This is a genomic window from Paenibacillus sp. W4I10, assembly GCF_030816325.1.
Classification (GTDB): Bacteria; Bacillota; Bacilli; order Paenibacillales; family Paenibacillaceae; genus Paenibacillus; species Paenibacillus amylolyticus_B.
The window spans coordinates 6811910-6838547 of sequence record NZ_JAUSXX010000001.1 but is presented as its reverse complement, the minus strand read 5'-3'; the positions used below and the strand labels follow the sequence as shown (position 1 = coordinate 6838547).

At 45.9% G+C, this 26638-nt stretch carries 26 protein-coding genes and 1 pseudogene; 5 read left to right on the top strand and 22 right to left on the bottom strand.

Annotated features, from left to right (window positions below; all coding sequences use genetic code 11):
- Positions 1 to 5 precede the first annotated feature (5 nt).
- The 11 genes from QF049_RS30670 to QF049_RS30625 all read right to left on the bottom strand — a co-directional run bounded on the left by QF049_RS30670 (position 6) and on the right by QF049_RS30625 (position 7052).
- Positions 6 to 155 (bottom strand): hypothetical protein, encoded by a 150-nt coding sequence (locus QF049_RS30670; RefSeq protein WP_165790026.1) that lies wholly within the window; start codon positions 153 to 155, stop codon positions 6 to 8.
- Positions 156 to 188: 33 nt separating this feature from the next.
- Positions 189 to 938, bottom strand: a complete 750-nt coding sequence (locus tag QF049_RS30665; protein ID WP_307542810.1) for a metallophosphoesterase family protein — start codon at positions 936 to 938, stop codon at positions 189 to 191.
- A complete protein-coding gene (locus QF049_RS30660; RefSeq protein ID WP_307542808.1) occupies positions 935 to 1879 on the bottom strand; it encodes a GNAT family N-acetyltransferase in 945 nt (314 codons plus the stop codon). The genes QF049_RS30665 and QF049_RS30660 overlap by 4 nt, the downstream gene beginning before the upstream one ends.
- A gap of 207 nt (positions 1880 to 2086) precedes the next feature.
- Positions 2087 to 2251, bottom strand: coding sequence for a hypothetical protein (locus tag QF049_RS30655; RefSeq protein ID WP_307542806.1), 165 nt, complete (start codon positions 2249 to 2251; stop codon positions 2087 to 2089).
- Between the two features lie 4 nt (positions 2252 to 2255).
- Entirely contained in the window at positions 2256 to 2846 is a 591-nt protein-coding gene (locus tag QF049_RS31455; protein WP_373428382.1) for a DUF1361 domain-containing protein, read from the bottom strand.
- A 179-nt stretch (positions 2847 to 3025) separates the two neighbouring features.
- Entirely contained in the window at positions 3026 to 3454 is a 429-nt protein-coding gene (locus tag QF049_RS30650) for a GNAT family N-acetyltransferase (RefSeq protein WP_307542804.1), read from the bottom strand.
- Between the two features lie 17 nt (positions 3455 to 3471).
- Positions 3472 to 3696, bottom strand: a complete 225-nt coding sequence (locus tag QF049_RS30645) for a GNAT family N-acetyltransferase (RefSeq protein ID WP_307542802.1) — start codon at positions 3694 to 3696, stop codon at positions 3472 to 3474.
- Between the two features lie 69 nt (positions 3697 to 3765).
- Positions 3766 to 4176: a GNAT family N-acetyltransferase gene (locus QF049_RS30640; RefSeq protein WP_307542800.1), complete on the bottom strand. Its 411-nt coding sequence runs from the start codon at positions 4174 to 4176 to the stop codon at positions 3766 to 3768.
- A 128-nt stretch (positions 4177 to 4304) separates the two neighbouring features.
- Positions 4305 to 5531: an amidohydrolase gene (locus QF049_RS30635; RefSeq protein WP_307543496.1), complete on the bottom strand. Its 1227-nt coding sequence runs from the start codon at positions 5529 to 5531 to the stop codon at positions 4305 to 4307.
- Positions 5532 to 5750: 219 nt separating this feature from the next.
- The gene (locus tag QF049_RS30630) at positions 5751 to 6305 is read right to left on the bottom strand and encodes a methylated-DNA--[protein]-cysteine S-methyltransferase (RefSeq protein WP_307542798.1); all 555 of its coding nucleotides are present in this window, start codon (positions 6303 to 6305) and stop codon (positions 5751 to 5753) included.
- Between the two features lie 42 nt (positions 6306 to 6347).
- The gene (locus QF049_RS30625) at positions 6348 to 7052 is read right to left on the bottom strand and encodes a DNA alkylation repair protein (RefSeq protein WP_307542795.1); all 705 of its coding nucleotides are present in this window, start codon (positions 7050 to 7052) and stop codon (positions 6348 to 6350) included.
- Between the two features lie 190 nt (positions 7053 to 7242).
- Here QF049_RS30625 and mgtE point away from each other — a divergent pair, with 190 nt between their 5' ends.
- Positions 7243 to 8613, top strand: coding sequence for a magnesium transporter (gene mgtE / locus QF049_RS30620; RefSeq protein ID WP_307542793.1), 1371 nt, complete (start codon positions 7243 to 7245; stop codon positions 8611 to 8613).
- Positions 8614 to 8682: 69 nt separating this feature from the next.
- Here the strand turns inward: mgtE and mmsB are convergent, their stop codons facing one another.
- The 6 genes and pseudogenes from mmsB to QF049_RS30590 all read right to left on the bottom strand — a co-directional run bounded on the left by mmsB (position 8683) and on the right by QF049_RS30590 (position 17081).
- Complete coding sequence (mmsB, locus tag QF049_RS30615; RefSeq protein WP_091020326.1) at positions 8683 to 9846, bottom strand: multiple monosaccharide ABC transporter permease; 1164 nt, start codon at positions 9844 to 9846, stop codon at positions 8683 to 8685.
- Positions 9815 to 11380, bottom strand: coding sequence for a multiple monosaccharide ABC transporter ATP-binding protein (gene mmsA / locus QF049_RS30610; protein WP_047844003.1), 1566 nt, complete (start codon positions 11378 to 11380; stop codon positions 9815 to 9817). The genes mmsB and mmsA overlap by 32 nt, the downstream gene beginning before the upstream one ends.
- 21 nt (positions 11381 to 11401) lie before the next feature.
- Positions 11402 to 12487, bottom strand: coding sequence for a multiple monosaccharide ABC transporter substrate-binding protein (gene chvE, locus QF049_RS30605; RefSeq protein ID WP_307542790.1), 1086 nt, complete (start codon positions 12485 to 12487; stop codon positions 11402 to 11404).
- 318 nt (positions 12488 to 12805) lie between these two features.
- Positions 12806 to 14104, bottom strand: coding sequence for a response regulator (locus tag QF049_RS30600; RefSeq protein WP_373428380.1), 1299 nt, complete (start codon positions 14102 to 14104; stop codon positions 12806 to 12808).
- Between the two features lie 8 nt (positions 14105 to 14112).
- Positions 14113 to 15982: pseudogene (locus QF049_RS30595) on the bottom strand (cache domain-containing sensor histidine kinase).
- 91 nt (positions 15983 to 16073) lie between these two features.
- On the bottom strand, positions 16074 to 17081 hold the full coding sequence (locus QF049_RS30590) for a substrate-binding domain-containing protein (RefSeq protein ID WP_124116413.1): 1008 nt from the start codon (positions 17079 to 17081) through the stop codon (positions 16074 to 16076).
- Between the two features lie 206 nt (positions 17082 to 17287).
- Between QF049_RS30590 and QF049_RS30585 the strand changes: the two genes are divergently transcribed.
- The gene (locus QF049_RS30585; RefSeq protein ID WP_307542788.1) at positions 17288 to 17869 is read left to right on the top strand and encodes a LysE family translocator; all 582 of its coding nucleotides are present in this window, start codon (positions 17288 to 17290) and stop codon (positions 17867 to 17869) included.
- A gap of 19 nt (positions 17870 to 17888) precedes the next feature.
- The gene (locus QF049_RS30580) at positions 17889 to 18674 is read left to right on the top strand and encodes an AraC family transcriptional regulator (RefSeq protein WP_307542786.1); all 786 of its coding nucleotides are present in this window, start codon (positions 17889 to 17891) and stop codon (positions 18672 to 18674) included.
- Between the two features lie 328 nt (positions 18675 to 19002).
- Here QF049_RS30580 and QF049_RS30575 read toward each other — a convergent pair whose 3' ends face one another.
- Entirely contained in the window at positions 19003 to 19593 is a 591-nt protein-coding gene (locus QF049_RS30575) for a hypothetical protein (RefSeq protein ID WP_307542784.1), read from the bottom strand.
- 169 nt (positions 19594 to 19762) lie between these two features.
- Between QF049_RS30575 and QF049_RS30570 the strand changes: the two genes are divergently transcribed.
- Positions 19763 to 20431 (top strand): phosphatase PAP2 family protein, encoded by a 669-nt coding sequence (locus tag QF049_RS30570; protein WP_307542782.1) that lies wholly within the window; start codon positions 19763 to 19765, stop codon positions 20429 to 20431.
- Between the two features lie 87 nt (positions 20432 to 20518).
- Here the strand turns inward: QF049_RS30570 and QF049_RS30565 are convergent, their stop codons facing one another.
- The 4 genes from QF049_RS30565 to QF049_RS30550 all read right to left on the bottom strand — a co-directional run bounded on the left by QF049_RS30565 (position 20519) and on the right by QF049_RS30550 (position 25891).
- The gene (locus tag QF049_RS30565; RefSeq protein WP_307542780.1) at positions 20519 to 21625 is read right to left on the bottom strand and encodes a Ger(x)C family spore germination protein; all 1107 of its coding nucleotides are present in this window, start codon (positions 21623 to 21625) and stop codon (positions 20519 to 20521) included.
- 6 nt (positions 21626 to 21631) lie between these two features.
- Positions 21632 to 23131 carry a spore germination protein gene (locus QF049_RS30560; RefSeq protein ID WP_307542778.1) on the bottom strand — a complete coding sequence of 500 codons (1500 nt, stop codon included), beginning with the start codon at positions 23129 to 23131 and terminating at the stop codon, positions 21632 to 21634.
- Positions 23128 to 24246, bottom strand: a complete 1119-nt coding sequence (locus QF049_RS30555) for a GerAB/ArcD/ProY family transporter (RefSeq protein ID WP_307542776.1) — start codon at positions 24244 to 24246, stop codon at positions 23128 to 23130. The genes QF049_RS30560 and QF049_RS30555 overlap by 4 nt, the downstream gene beginning before the upstream one ends.
- Positions 24247 to 24457: 211 nt before the next feature.
- A complete protein-coding gene (locus tag QF049_RS30550; protein ID WP_036617092.1) occupies positions 24458 to 25891 on the bottom strand; it encodes a glycoside hydrolase family 1 protein in 1434 nt (477 codons plus the stop codon).
- An 88-nt stretch (positions 25892 to 25979) separates the two neighbouring features.
- Between QF049_RS30550 and QF049_RS30545 the strand changes: the two genes are divergently transcribed.
- Positions 25980 to 26630, top strand: a complete 651-nt coding sequence (locus QF049_RS30545) for a helix-turn-helix transcriptional regulator (protein WP_307542774.1) — start codon at positions 25980 to 25982, stop codon at positions 26628 to 26630.
- Positions 26631 to 26638 lie beyond the last annotated feature (8 nt).

Below are 26638 nucleotides of genomic sequence, written 5' to 3'. Positions count from 1 at the left end.
CCTCTTTACCCTCGTTCTTTCAACAGGTCCTTAATTTCCCTTAACTCTGATAATATTTCTTTGGTGTGCTGGCTATTTTTTGAGTTATCTATTCCAACTTTCACAACATAAATACCGAGGAACAGATAAACCACCAACATAATGATCATTCCCATGTACATCGCTCCTTTCCAAAGCAACAACACGTTCTACGAACGTTCACTGTCGTCTATATGCTCTCTCTCCAACTGATTCCCATGGAATGCCTGCAAAAGAAAAGCCCGATCCGGAACGTTCAACCGTTCATACGATTTCAGATACTCCCTGTTGTCATATGGTACTCCAATGAATCTCACATCCAGTTTACCCTCTTGAAGATCCACGATCCCATATCTGGCAATGGCAAGATCGTTACAGCCTAAAGCTCCCGGATTCAGATAGATTCGTTGATCTGTCTTATAATAATGAAGAATGTGATGATGACCAAAACAAACCAAATCATGGGCCGTCCCCTGATACTTCGCGTCTAATTTGGTTCCGGATGTTTCTTTGTCGATGACATCCAACTTGTCGTTGCTCATATGATAGTGAGTCAAAAGGAACCGATGTCCTTCTACCTCTTTTTCAACGAATTTCGGTAGAGCTTGAATTTTCTTGATCGATTCTGCACTTAGATGTTGACCAATCCATTCGTGGTGCTCAGCTATGCCTTTATGCCCTTCTAATGGACCCTTATTTTGGAGCAAACTCAATACGGCTTCTTCGTGATTCCCTGAAATCGCTATCATATTCTCACGACTGTACAACATCTCGATCACTTCATTGGAGAAAGGGCCAATACCGATCATATCCCCCAAACAAAATGTATGTTCAATGTCTTCTCTGGAATCGATATCAGCCAATACCGCTTGCAGCGCAGGAAAATTCCCATGAATATCGGTTAAGATGGCAACCTTCATTGTGATTCCTCCTCAGGAATATACATCGTCTGAATCTCCTGCACACCCGGAATAAAGCCCAAATTCAGATACACAGACTCCGCATCATTTCCTTGCATCACATATAATCGTAGAACGGGATACTTACCTTTAAGTTCATTTAATGCTCTCTGTAACATCAGTGTAGCAAGACCTCTGCCTCTATATGCCGGCCGAACCCCTATGCTATATACGGCAGCCTGATTATCCTGCAGACAAAGACGACAGTTGGCAATAAGCTGCCCCGTCTCCTTATCGTAGACAAGTGTAGATGCCTGAGTTAGAATCTCATTCGTATAATTAGGGTCATCGCTTGGGATAAAATCTGCAAGCGTGGTATGTTTTCTTCGTGTAGCTTCAAGACTTCCTGCAAAACTCTCCAGGTCACATTGAGCAATCTCATCTTCATTCACATATGTTCTAGTGCCGGTTTCACTTTCAATAATCTCTGGACTCTTCACGGTTACCCTGCTGTCCCATTCGATTTCAAAATGATCTGTAGGCCGCTGCATCCAGCGACATCTGAACTCCACTGGCCAGAATCCAGCTCTTGCGTATAGATCGACTTGGTCTGGAAGAATCTCAAAGGTCAGAATGCGTTTGGTGCGATCCGACCACTGTAGTAATTTATGCTTTAGAAGCTTCAATACCTCAAAGCACTGCTGGAATGGCGGGATAAAAAACAAATGATACATCCGGTTAGGCTCCATTCTCACGCCACCTATTTTGCTTTCCCCCTTGTAAATCCAGTAGGCACTGATCTTGGAAGAACTGAACTCTTCTTCCCTGAAAAATCCGACATAACCCATATCATAATAAACCGTGCAAAATAATCCCCATTCGGCAAAATCAGCTCTGCGAATCGAATATTCATCCGACAGATCATATTGAAGTATATCTATGGACCATTCTGTTAAACTCATACGTAATTCCTCCTCAATTCTAATTAAACGGCAAACAATCAAATCACTTTTCTATACGCCACCCCGTGAACATGAATTAACACATGCTGTGTCTCCATACGTTCGAAGAAATCCAACATGTCCTTAAACGGATTCTCGAAATACGAAGTCAGGTATGCAAGCTCTGGCGTTGTTTTTATGAAATTGTAAAAAAAGTAGGGGTCCATGTTACCCACATCTGGACAATAAATGGTACGCCCCTGCGAGAATTTCCGTCCGATCAGGCTGATCGGTTTCCAATATCAGTTGGTCGATTAATTGCCGTGCGATTCTTTGGTACATATCCATCACAGCCAACAATTCTTCCGTAATTTCCTGCGTTATCGCCTTCATAATTTCAGATCCTTGCCCTTTCAAATGAAGATGAACTGCTAGACCTTGCGGTTAGCAAAGATAAAATAACGTATCCAAAAAGTTGAACCGTAAATACAATGGCGACAAACTCAACCATTATGCTGTTCGCTGCATTAAAATCATTCACAAGATCCACAAAGATCTTCCAAGGTCGGGATAATATATCCCACGAATTCCACCGATTAAATCTACCAATGTAGACCCCTATACTGCTCAATAGCAAAATAACACCGACAACCATCATACTAATGTACTTATTTATTAATTGGTTTAACATTCCGTGGATTTGAATGATCGAACAAGTCGAGAGCAGCAATCCGATGATCGCTACGGCAAACGTCAGGGTGAGTCCATACCAAAAATCAATATTAACCCAAAATCTAACCTCCCCTTGAGCATCAAAATATCTGAATGAATGCAGAATCTCCGTAAAAAGGTAGGCCGCATTGGGCAGAAAAAAGAGCCAAACTGCACACATCAACCACATACATATAACGCTCGTTGTGGTTACTTTCTTATGAAATATGTATCTAATGCAGGATGATATGATGAATGGCACCCATGCCAGGAACATATCCCAACTTAAAAAGCGATACATATTCGTATCAGTTTGGGCCCGAAAATACATCACAACACCTAAACAACAACAAGTAGCCACGAACAAGGTAACGATGAGTCGGGGATCTTGCACCGGATGTTTGTTATCTTTCATTTCTTTGCTTCTACGTCCTTTTCCTTGATGAATGTTATAAGTTATAGATACTTTTTAAATGCCTTGCTGGATTCTCCGTCGTACCCCAATTTCGTATAAAAGTGATGTGCTTCATGTCTGGATGATCCACTGGTAAGAAACACCTTCATACAATTTTTCTGCACACACACATGTTCTATATGTTTCATCAATTTAGATCCATATCCCTTGCTCTGCACATGTTCCGTAATGATAACCCGCTCAACTACGCCGAATGGTCTATTTTCCACCAAAGCATCCAGACAAATATGTAAATGAGCCGTGCCGATCACCTGATTACCCATTTCATACACAAACAAGAAACTGTTTGGATTATTCCGAACCTCTTCAATCCGTTCTGCCAGTACCTTTGTGTTTAAGTTGTTAGGCAATAATTCTGTATACAGTCTTTCGATAACCGCTGCATCCCTAGCTTCTGCCTCTCTTATCATCAAGCTTGCCCTCCCTGTTACCTCACTTGATAACTTAAAATGATATCACCGTTGTCCTCGAATTCACCCGTGTCCTGAAATCCGCAACGTTTGTACAGCGCATTTGCCGAAATGTTATGCGGAACATGGGATACCCTGATTTGCTGGCAGTCACTTCTCTCTTGCAACATACGAACCACTTCTTGAATAGCAAGTTTGCCGTAACCCTTCCCCTGGTTTAAGGTGGATGCACTCGAGTTCATTTTCTTTGGTTATGGGTTGTAGGGTTACTTTCTTCACATCCACAATCCTCTCTCCTTGCAGCTTATTTACTAGATTTTCTTGATCAACATAATCTCCAGAGGTTGTGTATCCAGCAACAGAGCCCCTGCATCAACATACCCCAGCTTTCGATAGAAATGTTGGGCATGTTCGTCTGATTGCGTTGAAGTCATCACCGTATCAAAGCCTTGTTGCTTCATTAAACTTTCCCAGTGAAGCACCACTTTTTTGCCATATCCGCCGTTTCGATAGGGTTCATCAATCCAGATCAAATTCATGAAGGGAAGGTTGTCCCAAAAGTAACCGTACCTCATCCATCCAACTCTTGATCCCTCGTCCTCGTCCCATAGGATGAATATTTCTTTCTCACTAATCTTTGTTTTCACAAGTGGCTTATGGATATGCCGATCTCTTTCAATGATATAGTCGTAGTCAGCTTCAGTTGCATACTCAATCTTCATTTATATTACTCCCTTCATTAACTACGTCCATCATAACCCAAAATGTGGTAGTTGCGAACAGTTCTTTCCTCTTTTTCTCCCATGCCAAAAAACCACGGTTTCCCGTGGCTGCACCCGCTCTATTTTCCTCAATCCGCTGTTGATCCGCTGACCAATTCCCCCTTGTACCATACGGCCTGCCGCGCAGATCGCCGAGCAACGGCTTCCGCCGAACAACTCGCATGCACCAACACAAAACTCGCGGTGTCGCCTACCTTCGGCCAGACTTGTTCCCCTTGTGAATCCAGCGGTGTAATACCGCCTGTTACCCATGCCAAAGATTGAGACAAGGACAGTTCGTCACTATATCCGTACAGTTCTGCGAATCGTCCCGCTTTCTCAAGCAGATCCCCATTGCCAAAAGGAGACCAATGATCTGTCAGACTGTCTGTGGCCAGCTTCACGTCCACGCCCATACGATGGAGCATGGGAAGTGGCATCATCGTTCTGCCAATGGGCACCGTGGAAGCAATGCTCATCCCGAGCGAGGTCATTCGCTGCGCCATTTCTTCTGCTTCCTGCTGCTCTGCGTGGGCGAACCAGAACGCATGACTTACCGTAACTTTACCCTGAAGCCCTGCTGCTTCGGTCAGATTCGCGAGCTCCTGCAGCGTTTGTTTGCCGCCCTGCCCACCATCATGCAGATGAATATCTATGCCCGCTTGGTGCTGAACAGCCAGTTCAACCATGGCGTTCAGTGATTTCTCGATCTGTTCGTCCACCGTATGAGGATCAAGTCCGCCCACATGCGTTGCACCTTCCTTCATCGCTTGGCCCATAAGCTCCACTGAATGGGAGCGAAGCAGTCCATGCTGCGGGAAAGCCACGATCTCCGAAGAGATTTTGCCCGAAAATGATTCCAGAGCCTGCCGCGTCGCTTCCAGTCTTTTCAAGCCACTGACAGGTTCAATATTGCAATGGCTACGTACATGAGTGGAACCGTACCCCTGGATCAAGGTCAGAATACTCTCCGCTTGACGCTTGGCATCTGGCAGCAGCTTGGGTAACAGAACCTTCTCTTCTTCAATACGTTCGAAAATACTGGAGATACGCTTAACGGCTGTCCACGGCCCATCGTAGTAGGTTTTATCCAGATGAATATGTGCCTCCTCGAACGAAGGTAACAGCAGAAGTCCCTTGCCATCTACTTGTGGGAGATCGCTAGACAGCGGGTTGTTTCCTTCCACAATCTCCGCGATCACTCCATCTTTAATCCGCAGATGAGCGGGGCTTGTCCGTGTTCCCGTCACCTGTTCTCCCTCCCGAACATACCCCCGCTCCACAGTCACGTTTGTTAACCAATAAGCCTGCTTCATCATATCATCCCTCTTTTCTTACCCGGCATTACGTCCCCCGGATACCGATTGATCTATGATCCATGGTACCATACGGTTTCACCGGGCAAAAATACGTAAAACGTTGGTGTTCCATATGCGAAACGTTTGCATTACGCTACCTTAATACATGCAAAAAACAGGCACAATACGTGCCTGCCCCGTCCAATCACCTTAATCTTCTTGATTACGCGAGTCCTATTAAAAATGAAATCGCGCATGCCCTCCATCGGTCACGCCTTCAATCTGTTCGATATCCAGCAGTCTACGCTTCATATCCAGGCCTCCACGGAACCCGGTCAGCTTGCGATTAGCCCCGATAATGCGGTGGCATGGTAGCAGAACCGGAATTGGATTGGCCCCATTTGCAGCCCCAACTGCTCGCACAGCCGAAGGTCTTCCAATCGCCGCAGCTATATCACCATAGGTCCGAATTTCACCGTAAGGCACACGCCCTAGCTCTCTCCATACCTCCTGTTGGAAGTTCGTTCCTATCAAGTCCAGTGGGATCGCATCTGTATAAGCCATGGATTCTCCTGCAAAATAGGACTGTAACCAGTCCATCATACCTGTTTGTTTCAGAGCGTGTTCGTTCTCTTCCAGTTCCACGCCAGGTGCAACTTTTTGTATCCAGCCGTTCCAGTCCTCCAGTGTTTCGTTGGGCATGACCACTCGGCACAATCCCTGTTCCGTAGCGAGCAGCACCCATGGACGACCGTCCAACTGCATCGTGGTGTACATCAACTTTTTTCTCATTCGTTTATCGCCCTCTCCCCGGTGGAATGCTTAATGCTAGAACTAGGAGGTAACCTGCTTCTTCACCTTACGTTTCATACTGCGGATGATCTGCTTGCTCTCTGGATCCACGCGATAAGATTCCGTGATTTTCTGAAGTGCCTTATTATACGTAAAATCGTCCAGGGTATTATGGTTCAGATAACGCATGGTCACCTCAGGTTGTTTCACATAAGCCATTGAGATGGCCCAAGCAACTGCCATTTTCACATAATACGCCTCGTGCCTAATCTGATCCAATGCGGATAGAACCTGTTCGATATATCTCTCATTCAGATAAAAATTCAACAGCATTACCACACCAAACCGGATTTCATATTCCTGATCTGATCTCAGATACGGCTGCAAGAACGCCCACATGGGCTCCGAATGGACCTTCGTATATTTCAGTCCCGCACAGAAGCTGTCACACACCGACCAGTTGTCAATCTTCGGTACAAATGTTTCAATAGCCTTTAACAGCTCGTCCAGATCAGCCTGTACATGTCCAATGACCATTGCTTGCAACATCACTTCTTCAAAATATTCATCCTCTGCCGTTTCCAGATACGTGCGCCAGTCCCCGGCGGCAAGCTGCTTGGCAATTTTTCGTAAGGCTGGCAACCTTACACCAAGTACATTCGTGATGTTGGGAATAAGTGCAGCCGAGAATTTCTGATACTCCGGCTCAACCATGCTGAGCAATTGTGTTCTGATATCTACTTCCACTAGCGCATGTCCTCCTCGTCTGTTGCTGTACAACAAGTATATCCTTGCAGCGGCTGTTTGTAAGCCCATATCGAATGTTTGAGCAAGATTACAATATCATTTTGGGTACTCTCTTTTTTCTCCATTTGTTTAATTGCCAACCCATTTCGTTTAAAAATATGAAGCTGACCGAATAGAAAGGAGTGTCGATATGAACGGACCTCATATCAAGAAAGATTTCTCCGTAGAGGAGATCACCGAACAACTCGTGCAACATGTACAATCCCGGAACCTTCCCGATTTTTATAAATTGGTGAAAGAACTGCATCCCTACGACCTCTCACTTGTATATAAAAAGTTCCCTGAAGAAGAAACCAATCGGTTTCTGCTCCTGTTCAAACCCGATGCTCTGGCGGATCTCGCCGAGACCTTGAAGCTGCACGAACAGATTCAACTGTTTGAACGACTTGGGCCGGAACGAACACTTGAAGTCATGCAGCAGATGGACAAAAGTGATTTGATCCGGTTCATGCACGATTTGCCTGCCAAACGCAGAGAAGAATTGCTGTCCAACATGAACCTGGATCACTCTGCTATTATCCGATCCGTGCTTAATTACCCGCCGGAGACGGCAGGACGCATCATGACAGATCAATATCGGACCCTGCTCGCTCATGAGACAGCCAAAGAGGCCTTACGACAATCGCAAGGTACCATGCATATCTCAGCCTCCAGTTATCTCTATGTAACCGATAATGAAGGCAAACTGGTCGGTGTCGTGAGTTATCGATCCCTTGCCTTGGCTGACGATAAGACCCAGGTTGAAGAACTGATGACCCGGCGGGTGATCCATGCAACGGTAGATATGGACCAGGAAGAAGCAGCACAGCTTCTACAGCGTTATGAGTTTATTGCACTTCCGGTGGTGGATGAAAATCACAGGTTATGCGGTATCATTCAGATGGATGATGTCATCGATATTATTATGGATGAAGCAAGTGAAGATTTGGCCAAGATGGGGGGCGGCAGCAAGGATATCGACTTTGATACCAAACCACTCGTGGCCGTCAGACGCAGGCTTCCCTGGCTCATTCTATTACTGCTGATTGGTCTAATCTCGGGAAGTATTGTGGATTTCTTCGAGGATACACTCAATCAGGTTGTGGCATTGGCATTTTTCATGCCGATGATCGCAGGTATGACCGGTAACACAGGAACGCAGTCTCTGGCTGTTGTGGTACGCGGACTGATCGGACGCAAACTCGACAAAGCCACCGTACTCGCACTGATTGGTCGGGAGATCAAAGTAGGCACCATGATTGGCTTGGTATGTGGATTACTGATCACTGTCATCGCTTATTTCTGGCAAGGGGACTGGCTACTGGGCGCCATTATTGGGGTATCTCTGTTCCTCACTCTTGTCATTGGTACACTGACCGGTACATGCATCCCGCTTCTACTTAGTCGTTTCAAAGTCGACCCAGCTGTTGCCTCTGGCCCACTAATCACCACATTGAATGATATCTTGTCCCTGTTTATCTATTTTGGCATCGCCACACGTTTCCTCGATGCCTTGATGTAACTAAGTTGTGCATACAGCAAAACAGACCTGATCCTGAGATCAAGGTCTGTTTTTTCATTTTATCAAGTGTTACGCTGATCTTTTATTTTTATTATAGATATCAAATGCTACAGCCAGCAGCAGTACCAATCCCTTAATCCCCTGTTGCCAGTCAATACCGAGACCAATCAGGGACATCCCGTTATTCAGCACACCCATAACCAAACCACCGATGATGGCACCAAATACCGTACCTATACCCCCTGAAGCGGAAGCACCACCGATGAAGCAGGCCGCAATGGCATCCAGCTCAAAGTTGGTACCTGCTCTTGGCGTAGCCGCATTCAGACGTGCGGCGAAGATCAACCCGGATACCGCGGCAAGTGTACCCATGTTCACGAAAACCCAGAAGGTTACCTTTTTCGTTTTGACTCCGGACAGACCTGCGGCCTTCTCATTACCTCCAAGCGCATACACATGCCGTCCCATAACGGTACGGTTCATCACGAAGGAGTATACAACGATCAGGACAAACAGCAGGACCAGGATATTCGGAATCCCCGCGTAACTCGCGAGTACAAATGTAAACAGATTCGTCACGGCAGCCACCACAATCAACTTGAGCAAGAACAGCCCCTGTGACACAACCTCGAAGCCATATTTTCGCTGGGAACGGCGTTCCCGCAGTTCATTGACAATGTACCAGACGGTGAGTACAAGACCCACAATAATGGATACCAGACCGAAGCCTGAGAAGTGAATGTCTGGAAGGAAACCCGAGCTTATTTTCTGGAATCCACCCGGAAAAGGAGAGATCGACTGTCCCTCCAGCACGATCATCGTCAAGCCGCGGAACAGCAACATACCTGCCAGCGTCACGATAAATGCCGGAATTCGCACATAGGCGATCCAGAAGCCTTGCCATGCACCGATCAAAGCGCCAACCAGTAAGGATGCGATGACCGCAAGCCAAGCCGGAAGCTGCCAATCTACCATCATAATTGCCGCAACAGCACCGACAAAGGCTGCAATGGAACCAACAGACAAGTCAATATGTCCGGTAATGATGACCAGCACCATTCCAATCGCCAGCACCAGAATGTAGCTGTTCTGCAAAATCAAATTCGTAATATTAATCGGCTTGAGCAACAGCCCGCCTGTAAGTACCTCGAACAAGAGCATAATCACTACCAAGGCAATAATCATGCCGTATTGACGGATATTATTTTTGAACAGTTTTGTTATCATTTCCATGCTTGCCGCCTCCAGACTTGGTCATATATCTCATCAACGTTTCCTGCGATGCTTGCTCCCGGCTGACTTCACCGGTGATTCGTCCGGCATTCATCACATAGATCCGGTCACACAAGCCAAGAACCTCCGGAAGCTCGGATGAGATTACCAGTACGCCCTTGCCTTCAGCAGCAAGCCGATGAATAATCGTATAGATTTCGAATTTCGCTCCCACATCAATACCGCGGGTAGGTTCATCCAGGATAAGAATATCTGGTCCGGCAAAAATCCATTTGCTGAGCACCACTTTTTGCTGGTTGCCTCCACTCAGATTACCGGTCTTCTGCAAAATACTTGGTGCTTTGATGTTCATGCTTTTCTTCATCTTTTCCGCCACCAGTACTTCTTCACGCTCGTTCACTACTGCGTTTCGCGTCAGCTTGCTCAGACCCGTTAAGGAAATATTGCGCTTGATGTCATCCATCAGAATGAGTCCGTATTCCTTGCGGTCTTCTGTCACATAAGCAAAACCGTTCTGAATAGCCTCTGTGACGGTATTGTTGTGGATCGGTTTACCATTCTTAATGAGTTGACCCGAAATATTCCGTCCATAGGATTTGCCAAAGATACTCATGGCAAGCTCGGTACGCCCAGCGCCCATCAGCCCGGCAATACCGACAATCTCACCACGTCTGATATTCATATGGATCTGATCCAGTACTTTCCGCTCGGCATGATGTTCGTGATATACCGTCCAGTCCTTTACCTCAAGGATAACTTCACCAATGGTGGCATGACGCTCCGGATAACGGCTGGTGAGATCACGTCCTACCATTCCGCTAATAATCCGGTCCTCCGTCACTTTTTCCTTCTTCATATCCAACGTCTCAATTGTCTTGCCATCTCGTAAAATGGTCACTGAATCGGATACCTTGGATACCTCATTCAGCTTGTGTGAGATTAGGATACAGGCGATGCCCTGTTTCTTGAATTCCAGCATCAATTGCAACAGATTTTCACTGTCGTCCTCGTTCAGCGCAGCGGTTGGCTCATCCAAAATAAGCAGCCGAACCTTTTTGGAGAGCGCCTTCGCAATTTCGACCAGTTGCTGCTTGCCTACCCCGATGCTGGATACCAGCGTGTTTGGATTTTCGCTCAGTCCCACCTTCGAGAGCAGTTCTCGTGTACCTACAAAAGTTTCCTTCCAGTTGACAATTCCTCTGCTGGCACGCTCATTGCCCAGATATATATTTTCCGCGATCGAAAGGTAGGGAATCAGGGCCAACTCCTGATGGATAATGACGATTCCCAGATCCTCGCTCTGCTTAATATCTTTGAACTCACAATTTTTGCCCTGAAATAAAATGTCGCCTTCATACGTGCCATGTGGATATACACCACTCAGTACCTTCATCAATGTAGATTTACCTGCGCCATTTTCACCACATATGGAATGAATTTCGCCTTCACGGACTTTCAGATTGACATTTTCCAGCGCTTTGACACCAGGAAAGGTTTTGGTGATATTTTTCATTTCCAGAATGATTCCGGCCATGGGATGTGCTCCTTTCATTTATTATTTCAGTCCAATTTCTTCCTTCGTGTAATACTGTGTACCAACGATATCCTGCTCCACATTTGTACGGTCCACGGAGATAGGATCCAAGAGATACGCTGGGATAACCTTAATCCCGTTGTTATATGATTTTTCATCATTAACTTCCGCCTGTTTTCCTTGCAAAATACTATTGGCCATCTCTACCGTCTTCTCCGCTAGCTTCCGTGTATCCTTGAACACCGTCTGCGTCTGCTCCCCGGCCACAATCGACTTGATTGAGGCAAGTTCAGCATCCTGTCCTGTAATAACGGGCAGCGGTTTGTTCGAAGTACCGTAACCAATTCCTTTCAAGGATGAGATGATACCAATACTAATTCCATCATAAGGAGATAATACTGCATCCAGATTATCACCCGAGTAATAGGCACTCAGCAGGTTATCCATCCGTGACTGGGCCAGTGCCCCGTCCCAGCGCAAGGTTGCAATCTGGGCCATCGTCATCTGCTTGCTGCGTACCACCAGTTTGCCGGAATCGATGTACGGCTTTAGGACAGACATCGCACCGTCGAAGAAGAAGTAGGCGTTATTATCATCAGGAGAGCCGCCAAACAGCTCAATGTTATACGGTCCTTTTCCATCCTTGAGCCCAAGCTTTTGTTCGATGTAGGAGGCTTGAAGCACACCCACCTTAAAATTGTCGAACGTGGCATAATAGGTTAAATAAGGCGTATTGCGAATGAGCCGATCATACGAGATCACTTGTATCCCTTCGTCATGCGCTTTCTTGATTACATCCGTTAATGTATTGCCATCCACGGACGCGATGACCATCACATCCACACCTTTGGTGATCATGTTTTCAATCTGTGAAATCTGATTTTCAACCACATCCTCAGCATACTGAAGATCGGTTTTGTACCCCTGCTCCTGAAACAGACGGACCATGTTCTCCCCGTCTCCCACCCATCGCTCTGATGATTTGGTTGGCATCGAAATACCGACATATCCCTTTTCTTTGCTGCCTGGGCCACTCTCTGCCAGATTACAGGCCGAGAGCATCAAGGTCATCACCAAAAGCCAGATGAGCATTGCTCCTTTTTTCATATGAAGTTCCCCTTTCCTCACGTCATACGGTTCTGAATGAGTTCTAAGATAACGCTTACAATGCATGCAGTGCATCCTGTTGCTTGGTGTTCCTGTCTAGACCAATGGTAGCATTCGAGAAGCCGTAAGGTCTTTGCACGTTTTGAACCTTTTTTATAAAAATTTAACTTTTGATGGAAACGCTTAAAATACAAGTGTGACCCATGAGATACCATACCCGAGTCAAAAAAAAAGGACATGCTCCACCTCGCTTCACACGAAGTAGAACACATCCATCTCATTTATCACACGTCTGAATGAACAACTGTAATACGATATTTAATTCGCAGAAGGATGATAAGCCGTTCCCCCGTTCTTTCGATACTGCACTGGCGAAATGCCCATTGTTTTCTTAAATGCAGTGCTGAAATAATGCTGGGTATCATAACCTACACGCTCAGCTATGGTGTGGATCGGCAGTGTTGTTGAGTCTAAAAGCTGTATAGCCTTGCGAATGCGAGCATGCGTGACAAGCGTGACAAAGGAATCATTCAACTCTTTCTTCAGCACACGGCTAAGATATACGGCAGATACTTGTAGACGGGAAGCGAGCGATTCCAGGGTCAGTTCCCGCTCGGCATATTCTTCGTGAATAAGTTGTCTTGCCCGGCGAACCAGAGGCGACAACTGCACTTCTCCGTATACCCGTTCACGGCAATGACGGTACGTATCCGGCGTTTCTTCCAGTGTCCCTGCATGTGTCGCCACATGAGCATGAATGGCAATATTCAGGCAAGAACTAATCTGTTGTTCCAGAAGGGACTCAATTTCTTCAGGGGCTTCCTGCCACAGACACATGCCGATCAACCCGCTTACGTCCCGAAACAGGACATGTGGCACGTCCCCCAGCAGTTCACTGATTATATTTTCCACTGCATACAGAAACAACTGACGATCATTCTCTCTCAGTATCGTCTGACGAGCTTCAGCGGCAGGCCAGCGTACGACCCCGACCTGCACAGGTGGGACGGCGGGTAACCGCAAAAACACAAGCTGCTCGGTCAGATCCCTCCCTTCAGCCTGCCCCTCCAGCCACTCCAGCATAAATCGCTGGCGAAGCAACGGGATATTACGTTCAATCTGATGGGCTGCCTGTTGTACATATGCCGTCCTCTGGTGCTCTTCAGTAAGTCGCTGATGTAATCGCTCAAGCGCAGCATGTAATTGTTCTGCTTGCACAGGTTTTAAGATGTAATCCTCTACGCCAAGACGAACCGCCTCCTGCGCATATGCAAATTCATCATGTCCCGAGATGATCAGGTAACGACAGCCCGGGCACTTCTGCTGAAGGGCACGGATTAGTTCGATTCCGTTCAGGAATGGCATATTCATATCAACGAGAACAATATCCACACCCAAATCAGCCGCCCGTTCCAGCGCTTCCTCGCCATCTTCCGCTTCACCAACAACCTCCATCCCGAGAGTTGTCCAGTCAATGGCATCCCGAATCCCCTCACGAATGATCGGTTCATCATCAGCGATGAGCACGCGGTATTTCTTCGCCACATGGCTATCCGGCGTAATCTCCATTACTGTAGTCAATCCGGATGTCTCATCTGTTTCAGTGGAAGTTGTCACGGTCGACTTCATGAATTTTCCCATTCACTCTCCTGCCTCTCTTCGTTATTGATTTGCTTGGTTGCCGGGAGCTCTCGCATCAACGGATGAATAATGGTCACATTAGTTCCTTCCCCTTCCTGGCTCTCCAGCACAATACCGTACTCATCGCCAAAGGACAGCCGGAGACGGGCCTGCACATTCAACATTCCATAACTTTTGCCTGTCATCCCAGGCGTAGACGCTTCCAAACTTGCCAAAGGAGCTTCGAGCAGCTGCTGCATCTCGGCAAGCCGTTCGTTGGACATGCCTGCTCCATTATCCTGAACGGTCAGCAGCAGTCTGTTATGTTCCAATCTGGCCTCCACCCGAATGTGTCCCGGCCCACGCCTGCCCTTGATTCCATGATAGATTGCATTCTCTATCAGGGGCTGAAGTAGCAGCTTTAACACAAAAAGATCCCGCAGTTCCTCTGGAACATTCAATGTATACTGAAGACGATCGCGGGTATCGTGTCTGCTGAATTTGCATATAGCTGGTCATATGCTCAATCTCGGAATGCAGCGGAATGTAATCCTGTCCTTTACTAAGCCCTATACGAAATAATCGAGATAACGCACCAACCATGCCGGATACATCTTTTGCACCCTCTTTGCGTGCCATCCAATGAATTGTATCCAAGGTATTGTACAAAAAGTGTGGTTTGATATGCTCCTGCAAACTTCGCATTTCAGCGTCGCGTTTCTGCCGCTCCCGCAATTCATTTAGTGATATCAGTTGTTGAATCTGTACCAGCATTCGGTTATAACTGTTGCCAAGCATGCCAATCTCGTCAGCCCGGTCGCTCCAGCGACCTGGGCTGAGATTGCCGGTCTCCGCCCTGCGCATATAGGACATGAGCCGGAAAATAGGCTGAGCAATGGAACGGGAGAACCATAAAGAGGCGCTCAGGCCAAACAAACACACCACAAATACAAAGCTAACCACGTAAAACTGGATTTGGCGTACTTCGGATATCGAGTCTCTCGTGGGAAATACCCCTACCGTTCTCCAACCCGTAAAGGTAGATGACTGATACATGAATAATAACGTTCCACCTTCTGTATCGGCGGTAAATGTTCCACTCTCACCGGAGGGGAACCAGTCTGTGGGAATGTGTTCTATTAGCGGGTGCTCCGGCTTGTATACACTTTGACCTTCTGCATCCGTCACCATCACATAACCGGATTTCCCCAAGGTTACATTACGGGCAGCCTGAGAGACGGACCTTAGTTTAAGATCAATCATAATAACACCCCGCACACGTCCTGACGCTTCATCCGTTATGGAACGTGCAACCGATACAATCTCATCATCCTTGTACCGTACATGTGTCGTGAGATTACGCTCTTTCGGCTGACCCAACACCATGAAGATGCCCGGATTGGCCGAAGCTTTTTGATACCAATTTTCCTGAATCAGGCTCTGTTCCGCTCGGGGATACATCTCGTTGCTAATATAGTCACCACTTGCATTGACGAGAACAATCCCGGCGATTTCAGGATACAATGTTGTGAATCCCTGCAAGGTTTGTTTGATGCCATATAACCGATTTTGCTCCATTTCGGTGATTGTGTCCATGTTCATCGGTTCGATGCCTGCATCATCATTCGGTGGCATTTTGTCGTCCATAAAAGCATCAATATCCGGGTCAAATGCAATCAGATAGGTCATGTTTTGCAAATTCTCCATTTTGCTGTTCAGAGCTTCATTCACTTTGCCAATCAGTTGCATGGTATGCCCTTCAACCTGTCGCTCAACTACCCGCTCCACCGTCCAGTTCACAAGCAACCCAAGCCCTACGGAAGGTACAATGGCAAATAGCAGAAAAAGCAGCATCAGCTGGTACCGAAGGGGCATATTACGCAAGCGTAAACGCCGAATCCCATTCTTAAAAGTGGAGAGAATTGCTCTCCTGCTCCAAGGCCTTGGACTCTTGAAATCCTCCTTGTTATTTGGCATAGTAATCATCCACATCCGAGCGTGTCACCACAGAGATCCCTGTGTCCACCATCACGGGAAGCGGTGCATTTTCACCGGATGAGGATGGGGCAGGAACCGTTAACTGGTGATGCAGATGGAACAAATATTGGAGTGACCAATATCCCATATTCCAGGTTCCCTGTGCAATTGTAGCTGAGATCGTACCGTTCTTGATCATATCCAATGTGGCCTTATTTGTATCAAACGAAATAATCTGCAATGGATGTCTGTCCCCGGCAGTTTGAACGGCTTCCCCCGCCCCTGCTCCTCCGGTGGCTTCAGTCACAAAAATACCCGCCAGCTCGGGATGTTCCTTCATCATTCTCTGTGTTTCGTCTCTGGATACCATCGCATCACCGTGTCCGTCTGCAACTTCAACGATCTGCATGGAAGGGTATCTCTCCTTGATCGTATCGCGGAAGCCCTTCGTCCGCTCTTCATGATTTTGTTGCCCAGGCAAGGTTAATACCGCGACCTCTCCCTCACGACCCAGTAGTTCAGCCATTTTATCGGCAGCCATTACACCCGACTTGTAATTATCTGTCCCAAGAAAAGAATAGGCCTGGCTATCAGGTGCATCCGCGTCAAATAATACAACAGGGATATCTGCGTCGATTGCCTTGTTAATCGCTGGAACTAACGATTGAGGATCGATTGCAGATATAGCAATGCCTGCGGGCTTACGAGCGATAGCCTGCTCGATTACCATGGTCTGCTCCTTCGCATCATACCGGGTAGCCCCGCGATATTCTACGGTCACGCCAAGCGCATCTGCGGCATCCTCGAAGCCTTTGAGCGGGCTCTTCCAATACTCCAGCCCGGACTGGAATGTAATCATGATATACGTCTCTCCGATATCGCCGCGTAGCCCACGGTCCTCCCATGAACTGTTTACCTGGCTGGTGTATTCGAATCTCAACACATACAACGCAAATGCTGAGATTAGCAAAATATAGACTAGCAGCATTTTCTTCATTCCGTCACTTCCTCAAGTTGTCTGATTACCTTGTACTTCGTTTAAATTGTAAACGCAATCATTCAAAAAGAAAACTCCCCCTTATCTTTTTAAAAGGAAGCTCCTGTTGCTCACGGTGTACCTGCTGCAATAATGTACTATATGGTTTCTCCCTCTGGACGTATGATCATGGAACTAAACTACAACTAGAGGAGAGCATCATCATTATGAATCTTGCATCTTTTTTAATCTACTGCATCGTCGTTACATTCACCCCTGGCCCCAGCAATATCGTAATTCTTTCTTCTATACAGATCGTTGGCGCACGAAAAACAATGCGCTATGTCTGGGGAGCTACGTTGGCATTTGGTCTGCTGCTTACCGCTTCAGCTTTTCTTAATCAGCTTCTTGCAGGAGTGTTACCCGGAATTCTGAAGGTGATGCAGATTGTCGGAGGCCTTTACATGGTGTATCTGGCGTACCAAATCTACAAGATGGGTACCACCGAGGATGCACCGAAACAAGTTACCGGATTCTGGAACGGTTTCATCATGCAATTTGTGAATCCAAAGGTGGTCTTGTTTACTTTCACTGTCATTCCAAGTTATGTATTGCCCTTTTATCAAAGTTCATTCTCATCGTTTCTGTTCGTGCTGATAATTACCTTCATTGGTTTTCTGGCCTATTCCAGTTGGGTTGTTTTTGGCACGGTTTTCAGAACGTTGCTGAATCGCCACCAAAAATTACTGAGTATTCTCATGGCACTTTTTTTGTTATACTCAGCCATTATAGTATCCGGATTAATCTAAAGCTTGGGAGGTGTGCTGCATGGAACGGTTTAACTATAAAAAGTCACAAGACGTGCTGGCACTATCCGCCAGCTTTACTGATTTTGCATACAAAAAACATTGCCACGAAGAGTATGCGGTTGGCGTAACCCTGCGTGGCATTCAACAATACAACCTGGACGGACAATATCAGGCGTCTCACCAAAATGGTGTCATGTTGTTTAACCGTGAACAGTCCCATGATGGAAGTTCCTATGATAAGGCTGGGATTGACTATGTGATGCTGTATTTGAAGCCTGAATTGGTAGAGGAGATTATAGGTAAAAAGGAATTGCGTTTTGGAAGTCCCATCGTCTATGACCCCGAGCTTGCACGTAACATTCTGATGCTGAACGATGCCGTTCAACTCAGACAGGACGAAGCCGAGTGCAGCGAACGGGTCTTCGATCTGGTTCACCTTCTGGCTCAGAAGGAAATGGACACCAAGCTCTGGTTGCCTCAGGACAACCTGGTCCGCAAAGCTAAGGAAATCATGTTTTGCAGCACCGAAGATGTACTCAAGCTGGACAATCTGAGCTCCGAATTTGGCATGTCCAAGTTTCAATTTATCCGTGAATTCAAGTCACAAGCAGGTATTTCCCCTTACCAGTTTTTCTTAAACTGCAAGGTGGAGCGTGCCCGTCAATCCATCGAAAAGCAGAAGGACGTATATACTGCTGTTGCCGATTGCGGATTTGTTGATCTGACCCATCTGAACCGTCATTTCAAACGGGTATTTGGTGTCACAGCTTATGAATACATGTTGCAGCTAAACTATAAAAATTGAACTACAGAATATTTACACTGGCCACTCCGATGACAGAATAACCTTCTGATCGCTGTTATCCCCAGATTTTTTTGATCCCTTTTTATAAAGGTAAAATCCGGGGATAAAGGCGAACGCTACGCTTCTTCAGGTTCTTTCTGTCCTCTCCGTTTTGTGTAAATATTTAATTTATATAGTTCCACCGGATCGATAATCTCGACTCCAATTGGATACAGTTTTGACGTCACTCCTGAAAATCCCCGTATAGAACGTCAAAGTTTTCTTAACGCTCTGTACGGGGATTGGCTTCTTTTTCGTCATACAAAACTTATGTTATACAATCCAACTTTCAATTTACATTAGACCTACAATCAGATTCTTTTCTTTCGTTTCCATATCCACACGACTTCCAATGCTGCCAATAAAATGACTGCACCGTATAAGATAAGATAGAAAGGCCCACTTCGCCCACCAGTTCTCCAAAATCTTCTTTACTTATAACATTGCCCGCACCCAGCAATTTCAAATCGTCTCCGGCTTGTTCAATTGGAACATTGCGACTGCACAGATTCGTATGTAGCTTATAATCCACTTCATATTGATAAGCATAGATCAGGTAGGACTGATTCTTTTCAAATTGAATGCCACAGGATTCAGACCCACCGTCACTCGCAAGGATTTTCATCTTTTTGGCATTAACCCCCTTCCATGCCGTATCTACATCAAAGGTATACTCTCTTAATAAGCCATCATGCTTCGACTGTTGAGAACGTCCCTTCTTCACCACTTCTCCTGTAAATACAGTTGTGTTTGTCTTCAATCTCTCTTGAACATCACTCTCGACACAACTGCAAGCATACACCCTCTCTTCGGGAAATAGAGCTAGTCCAGATGTAACCAACAGTAAGATCAACATGCACACCACCAAATGTCGTTTCATTCCGACCGCTCCCCTCCTACATTCTCTGCTTGGACAAACGTTGTTAAGGTTACATATTTTTATTGCTGCTATATTTATTGTAAAATTATAGCACAATATAAATATCGTTATGTCCGACATACGCAAGGACACAACATACGAAATCAACCATCACGGAGGAACTCAACATTTGATACACAACTGGAAAAAGAATATCTCATTCCCGCTGCTCGTTGCGGCGTTATGCATGATCGTCTTTATAAGCATCGCCCTGTCCATCAGCGACAACCAGATTCATCGATTTGATGATACCTTAATCGGCTGGATTCAGGGGTTGGAATCCCCTGGTATGACACAATTCATGCACCTTTTTACCTGGATCGGCAGCGAAATGCCAGTGGTCTTCATTACCATCATCGCCATGATTGTGTTATACGTTTGCCTGCGACACAAACGCGAACTGCTCTTCCTGGCTTGCGTGCTCGCAGGTTCAACCCTGTTAAATGCATTGCTCAAGCTGGTATTCCAGCGTGCCAGACCTACCATTAACCGGATCATTGAAGTGAGCGGCTATAGCTTCCCCAGTGGGCATTCCATGGCAGCATTTAGCCTGTACGGTGGACTGGGCTTTCTAATCTGGAAACATGTACCCACCGTCACAGGACGTGTGCTGATGATTGTTGCCAGCGCTGTATTTATACTGACCATTGGTACAAGTCGTATCTACTTGGGGGTGCATTATCCAAGTGATATCGTAGGCGGATACTTCTTGAGTGGTTGCTGGCTCTCCACATGCATATGGTTTTATCGGCGGCATTTGGAGCGCATGTCCCAACTGCAAAGCAGAAGGCTGGCCTAGGCGGCCCGCTATTGTACTACATAAAAAATACCCGGCTTTCCTTAACTGAAGGATAGCCGGGTATTTCTTGGTGTTAAATGTCCTATCTTATTCTTGAATCCCATCCTGTACGAGGTGCAAATCCACATGTAAGCGAATATCCATGGCAGAATAGTTCTTGTAGAATGTCTGGCTATTCCATTTACGGGTACGGCTTTTCACATAATCTCCGAAGCCTACAGGGTCCACATGTTCGGATTGAAATTTCTGAACCAGTCGATTGATTTTTGCTTCCATATGTTGTTGGATCTCACGCTCCAGATCTTTCATATCTTTGCCTGATAAGAGAAAGTCATTTTGTGAGTCTTTAATGATGGAAGCACTGATCCGAATGCTCGTATCCAAAGTCTCGGACTGTGGATCAGAAGACCGATGCTTTACGGATGAAGACAAAATTTTAAGCAATGCATAGTGAGGTTCTTTCGGAACGGATTGTGTCAAGTTAGGAACATCTGTGACAGGCACCAGAAACTTGCCGTTTTTAGCGTTCGCTGTCAGCAATTTCAAGCATAATCCCTCATCCCCATTGATCTGAAGCGTTGCGATTTCACCCCTAAATATGACCAACCCATCCAGTTCAATTTTCTGTTGTTCATTAAGGGCGAGCCTTGGAAGATAAATATCCTGACCCTTGCTAAAATACTGAAACAACGTCTGATGCAAGCTTGAATGAGGTAGATTTGCATAATTGGCATTTTGCTCGATCAATTTCATCAGATATAACGGATCGTGAAAAGGCATGGATGCTTTAATAATATCCAGCGCCTTGCCTTCAGCAACCGCAAGCTGCATCCGTCTGGACACCTTTGTATTGTGAGACAGAATATGCAAAATATTCCCAATCCCATGGCGTGCATATGTTTCCCCGAGTACCATCACTCTCAACTGACCGTATTCAATAGGTTCCTTCGACTGCATATTCATCCTTGACACAACGTCAAAGTTATTTGATGAATCGATCTCCATCAATCTAACATCACTTTTGTCTTTGTCGCTATACTCCCCAATCAGCACACTGTTATGGATGTGGTTGTCTTGCAGATCGTATGCGGAAGTCAGAACAAGACTGATCTTGTTAATGATACTGGTATCTTTACAGGAACTGAGAAGAAATATGACCATTAAAATTAACAGGATTCTGCCTATACGGTTCATACCTAATCACTCCTCGTCCAGACGATTTGTTCGATGCATTTTACCTGGCTTATAACGAATGAAAGAGAGTGGCCTCAAATAACTCGGACGGGTATTCGTCTGTTCATAGGATGCCCGAATTAGACTGTCTTTGAGATCATTGAACCGCATCGGGAAGAATGGCGACATGTATGGTGAACCTAAGGACTTCAAACGCGACAGATGAACCAGCAGAAAACAAAGTCCAATTGCAATGCCTAACGCCCCCCAGAGTGAAGCTAGCAGAATAATTGGAAATCGTAAAAAGCGAATGGCATTCGACATTTTATAGATCGGTGTGACAAATGAAGCTAGCGCAGACAAGGACACAATAATAATTAATACATTACTTGTGAGAGCAGCTTCTACAGCAGCTTGTCCCAGAATAATGCCACCCACTACGCCTAGTGTTTGTCCGATACGATTAGGTAGTCTCGCTCCGGCTTCCCGCAAAAATTCAATCGTCGTTTCCAGAAATATTGCTTCAAAAAGAGGCGGAAAAGGTACACTTTGCCTGGTCGAAATCAATTTGCCCAAAAGCTCTTTAGGCACAACTTCGTAGTGAAATGTCATTAAGGCAACATATAGCGCCGAGGCGAATAGGGAGAAAATTACCCCAAAGATGCGGATCAGGCGAAAAAAGGAACCCAGCGCCCAAGGCAGATAATAATCCTCCGGAGAGACAAAGAAATCAAACAACGTCGATGGGCCTGTTATAAAAGAGGGAGAGCCATCACTAATCACCGCCACCTGGCCTGTTATGAGGGCATAGATAACTCTGTCCCTGCGTTCCGTTGTCGTAAATAGCGGAAAAGGCGTGAACGAATTATCTGCAATCAATTGATCCAATTGTGAGGTATCAAATACAACATCAAAATCAATAGCCTTCAGTCTTTCTTCCATCCTCGTCACGTTGTCAGGATTGACGATGCCTTCTACATAGAGAATGGCCACTTTGGACTGGGACAAGGACCCGACCGTTATTTCCTTTACAATCAGATTGGTTGTTCGCAGCTGCATGCGAATCAAATGCAGATTCACTGGCATAGATTCCACAAAACCGACTTTGGGACCTATTACACTGAACTCATTCTCTGTATCATTATTACTCCGAATCCCCTCCTTGCCTGTCATGGGAATGAGAATGGTTTCCTGTTCCTGAGTAAGGCATCGAATCAGCAGACTGCCTTGAAGAAGAGCTTGCAATACTTCATCACTCTGATCCGAAACTTTCAGTTCCTCCAGAGGGATATGAGTTATCAGATCGTGCAGATTCACTACTGTGTCAATAGCAGTGTGCTCTTGCAACGCATGAATTACAATTTCCAGCAAATGACTGTCTACCAGCGTTTTATAATAGCAAAATTCGAGTGGCAAACTGCCGATGGTTATATCACGGGTCATGAAATCATCGGAACGACCACAGGCTGCAAGCACATCCGTAACGGACTCCAATCTTTGCTCTTGAGTATGGGCAGATAAGTTCATTCTTCATCTCCTTTGTCCGCGCTATTTGTGGTGTCCTTCGTGGGGGAGAACTGACCCTGATTGATTCGGAACAAGGAGAATAGAAAAAGAAGCGGAAGATACATATAGATCAACACTTCTCCGATTCGCATATACACCTCTGTCATCATCTCAATCTGGTTGGTATCTCTTATGATCAAGATTAAAATCACGAAGATTACCACAGCGAACTTCAGACCCAGGGTGGGTCTGATCGACCTCTCTAATTTCAGACAATGACAGGCCGCCCATAGCCCCAGCGTAATAATCGCTAACATTTTCAATAACCAGAAAGACAAGACCAGATACTCCATGCGTTGGATCAAGGGCATTTCGATAATACTGATCAGATTGAGTGTGGGCCACAGATGCTCTTTCATTTGTCCGTGACTGAAGAACATAAAGGCAAATGTGAAAAAAACCAAGTACACCACTGTGGCGGTAATGACTGCAGCATAAGCCCATTTAATCGAACGTTCGGGTGTTCGGATAAAGGGATAAACGGCCAGCAGAATACCGCAACCGATAAATTCGTGGAGCATATCCCGTGTTGAAAGCCAGATGGAGGAGGCATCATGATCCAAAATCGGCAGCAAATTGCGAGGATGTAAATAGGATGACACCAGAAAAATTTGTGGAAAAACAAGCACGAGAATGAACAGGGTTCCCCAAAGACACATACCTGTTACCGACTGTATCCCGCCAGCCACGCAATAGTAGGCTATTACCAATATTGCCAGACTGATTAACCAGGTATTTTGGGTAGGCAGAACCCATAATTGAACAATATGAACATAGGAAAGGAAGGCCACAGAAGAACCCAGCACAAAGTACAAAATAAAAATCCAGTTGATGATGGAGCCTGCGTACCTGCCCCAATAGCGTTGATTGATGTGTACAAGCGTAGCTTGGGTCGGGGATTGGCGTCCCAGCAAAACATACATCATTTTAATAACTCCGGCTACAATAAAAGAGGCAATCACAATGCTGATCCAACCATCGTTCTCTGCCCCGTGAAGCATCTTATATTGAAAATTCATCAAACCAACACTGACCAAACTGACATATAACACAAAAAATATATGAATGGGCGACATATTGTAGCGGTTCCCAGACGCGTCCACAGAAATCTCACCTTTCTAAAATCAGTTATCAACGATTCCACTGTGTCCGTAAAGTAGATTTAAAATATCATAGTTAAGTTAGTCACTTTAGTTCAGTATGTAAATAAATCTGCATTTTATGCACCACAATACAAAACCCGCCTGTCCCATGCATAGGAACAAGAGGGTATTGATTTATACCAAATTACAACTCTTCACCATTGGATTCGATGACTTTTTTGTACCAGTGGAAGCTCTTCTTCGGTGTTCTGCTCAAGTCTCCGTTACCATCATTGTCCTTGTTGACATGAATGAAGCCATAACGCTTCTTCATCTCTCCAGTGGACGCACTAACCAGGTCAATGCATCCCCACATCGTGTAGGCAATCAGATCCACACCATCCGCTACCGCTTCTTTCATCTGTTCAATGTGACCTTTCAGATAATCAATGCGATAGTCATCCTGAATGGAGCCATCTTCCTCAACCACATCGACAGCACCCAGGCCATTCTCAACGACCATCAGTGGAATCTGGTAACGATCATACAGATGATTCAGCGTATATCGCAATCCTTTTGGATCGATCTGCCAACCCCAGTCGGAAGCTTCGAGATATGGATTTTTGATACCGCCCAGCAGATTACCTTCTGCTCTCTCAAGGGACTCGTCCGCACTTTCAACCAAAGACATATAATAACTGAAGGAATAGAAGTCTACGCAGCCTTCACGCAAGGTCTGCTCGTCTCCCGGTTGCATCTCGATCTGGATACCTTCTTCAGCGAAGAAACGTTTGGCGAATCCAGGATATGCTCCACGAACCTGTACATCACCGCAGATCATATTGGAGATTTGGTCTTTCTTCTGTGCAAGCAACATGTCGTCCGGGTTACATGTGTTTGGATAGGTGGTCATGAAAGCGACCATACAGCCGATCTGGAAATCAGGGTTAATCTCATGTCCCAGCTTCACCGCTTTGGCACTCGCAACGAATTGGTGATGTAATGCCTGGAAACGAGTCTGTGGATCATCCACTCCGTCGACCAGTGTCTCTTTACCTTCAAACAGAATACCTGCAGCCATATAAGCACCCATCGGCATCGTCAGACAGTTGATTTCGTTGAACGTCAGCCAGTATTTGACCTGATCCTTGTATCGATTAAAGAGGGTTGTACAATAACGGATATAACAGTCGATGACTTCACGGGAAGCCCAGCCATTATACTTCTGTGTCAGACCGAATGGTGTTTCATAATGGGAGATCGTTACGAGCGGCTCAATATTGTACTTTTTCAACTCGGCAAAAACATTATCGTAGAACTGCAATCCCTCTTCGTTTGGCTCCAGATCGTAACCGTTCGGATAGATGCGGGACCAGTTGATGGACATGCGGAACATTTTGAAGCCCATCTCTGCCATCATGGCAATATCTTCTTTGTAATGTCCGTAAAAATCAACCGCTTCATGGCTCGGATAATACGTGCCCTCTTCCAGTACAGGCGTAATCCGGCGTGGAATCGTGTGGGTTCCTCCTGTCATCATGTCAGACGTGCTTGGCCCCTTGCCACCTTGGTTCCATCCACCTTCGAATTGATTGGCAGCCGTTGCGCCACCCCAGTAAAATCCTTCTTTCATTGTCATGACCAGTTCCTCCTTCATATCTCAACAAGACTATGTAACCAGTGTACCACCCATACCCTGACACCTATTGTCATGGTATAATCAGAGCATGGAAAATAACCGATTATTTCGAATGTTGCTTTTGTTATTGGAGAAAAAGAAGGCCACTGCACCCGAACTCGCCCGTATGTTCGAGATTTCTGTACGTACGGTGTACCGCGATATCGATCGGCTAAGCGCTGCGGGCATCCCCGTCTATACCACGACCGGAAAGCATGGCGGTATTCATCTGATGGACAACTATGTCATGGACAAGTCCCTGCTGTCGGAAGAAGACCAGAATGAAATTTTGATGGGACTATACAGCATCAGTGCGATCCCACACCTTAATAGTGCTCATATGCTGCAACGGCTGACCGCTCTGTTTGATCACAAGCTGGATTGGATCGAATTCAATTTCTCACCATGGGGCAGCATCCCTCTGCAGGAGAGAGAACTGTTCAATCAGGTGAAACAAGCCATATTAACGAATCAACTGATTACGTTTCATTATGTTAATTCGGATGGAGAGAAGAGCATTCCAACGGTGGAGCCACAGAAACTTATATTCAAAAACAGTACATGGTACTTCAAAGGATATATCCATGATGACCCTGACCGGAGAGAATTCGAGACATTTAAGATGAAACGGATCACCCAGTTGACTTTTCTGGCGAGAAAAACACGATCACTCTGTTACTGCCGGATCAAACGACCCTGAATCAGAAG

Excerpts from the sequence above, each read along its gene's own strand:
- QF049_RS30555 (WP_307542776.1), bottom strand. The coding sequence starts at position 24,246 with ATGTCGCCCATTCATATATTTTTTGTGTTATATGTCAGTTTGGTCAGT.
- chvE (WP_307542790.1), bottom strand. The coding sequence starts at position 12,487 with ATGAAAAAAGGAGCAATGCTCATCTGGCTTTTGGTGATGACCTTGATG.
- QF049_RS30575 (WP_307542784.1), bottom strand. The coding sequence starts at position 19,593 with ATGAAACGACATTTGGTGGTGTGCATGTTGATCTTACTGTTGGTTACA.
- QF049_RS30640 (WP_307542800.1), bottom strand. The coding sequence starts at position 4,176 with ATGAAGATTGAGTATGCAACTGAAGCTGACTACGACTATATCATTGAA.
- QF049_RS30665 (WP_307542810.1), bottom strand. The coding sequence starts at position 938 with ATGAAGGTTGCCATCTTAACCGATATTCATGGGAATTTTCCTGCGCTG.
- QF049_RS30585 (WP_307542788.1), top strand. The coding sequence starts at position 17,288 with ATGAATCTTGCATCTTTTTTAATCTACTGCATCGTCGTTACATTCACC.
- QF049_RS30670 (WP_165790026.1), bottom strand. The coding sequence starts at position 155 with ATGGGAATGATCATTATGTTGGTGGTTTATCTGTTCCTCGGTATTTAT.
- QF049_RS30560 (WP_307542778.1), bottom strand. The coding sequence starts at position 23,131 with ATGAACTTATCTGCCCATACTCAAGAGCAAAGATTGGAGTCCGTTACG.
- QF049_RS30655 (WP_307542806.1), bottom strand. The coding sequence starts at position 2,251 with ATGAAGGCGATAACGCAGGAAATTACGGAAGAATTGTTGGCTGTGATG.
- QF049_RS30545 (WP_307542774.1), top strand. The coding sequence starts at position 25,980 with ATGGAAAATAACCGATTATTTCGAATGTTGCTTTTGTTATTGGAGAAA.
- QF049_RS30650 (WP_307542804.1), bottom strand. The coding sequence starts at position 3,454 with ATGATAAGAGAGGCAGAAGCTAGGGATGCAGCGGTTATCGAAAGACTG.
- mmsB (WP_091020326.1), bottom strand. The coding sequence starts at position 9,846 with ATGGAAATGATAACAAAACTGTTCAAAAATAATATCCGTCAATACGGC.
- QF049_RS30565 (WP_307542780.1), bottom strand. The coding sequence starts at position 21,625 with ATGAACCGTATAGGCAGAATCCTGTTAATTTTAATGGTCATATTTCTT.
- QF049_RS30580 (WP_307542786.1), top strand. The coding sequence starts at position 17,889 with ATGGAACGGTTTAACTATAAAAAGTCACAAGACGTGCTGGCACTATCC.
- mmsA (WP_047844003.1), bottom strand. The coding sequence starts at position 11,380 with ATGGCCGGAATCATTCTGGAAATGAAAAATATCACCAAAACCTTTCCT.
- QF049_RS30630 (WP_307542798.1), bottom strand. The coding sequence starts at position 6,305 with ATGAGAAAAAAGTTGATGTACACCACGATGCAGTTGGACGGTCGTCCA.
- mgtE (WP_307542793.1), top strand. The coding sequence starts at position 7,243 with ATGAACGGACCTCATATCAAGAAAGATTTCTCCGTAGAGGAGATCACC.
- QF049_RS30550 (WP_036617092.1), bottom strand. The coding sequence starts at position 25,891 with ATGACAATGAAAGAAGGATTTTACTGGGGTGGCGCAACGGCTGCCAAT.
- QF049_RS31455 (WP_373428382.1), bottom strand. The coding sequence starts at position 2,846 with ATGTTCCTGGCATGGGTGCCATTCATCATATCATCCTGCATTAGATAC.
- QF049_RS30590 (WP_124116413.1), bottom strand. The coding sequence starts at position 17,081 with ATGAAGAAAATGCTGCTAGTCTATATTTTGCTAATCTCAGCATTTGCG.
- QF049_RS30645 (WP_307542802.1), bottom strand. The coding sequence starts at position 3,696 with ATGAACTCGAGTGCATCCACCTTAAACCAGGGGAAGGGTTACGGCAAA.
- QF049_RS30660 (WP_307542808.1), bottom strand. The coding sequence starts at position 1,879 with ATGAGTTTAACAGAATGGTCCATAGATATACTTCAATATGATCTGTCG.
- QF049_RS30635 (WP_307543496.1), bottom strand. The coding sequence starts at position 5,531 with ATGAAGCAGGCTTATTGGTTAACAAACGTGACTGTGGAGCGGGGGTAT.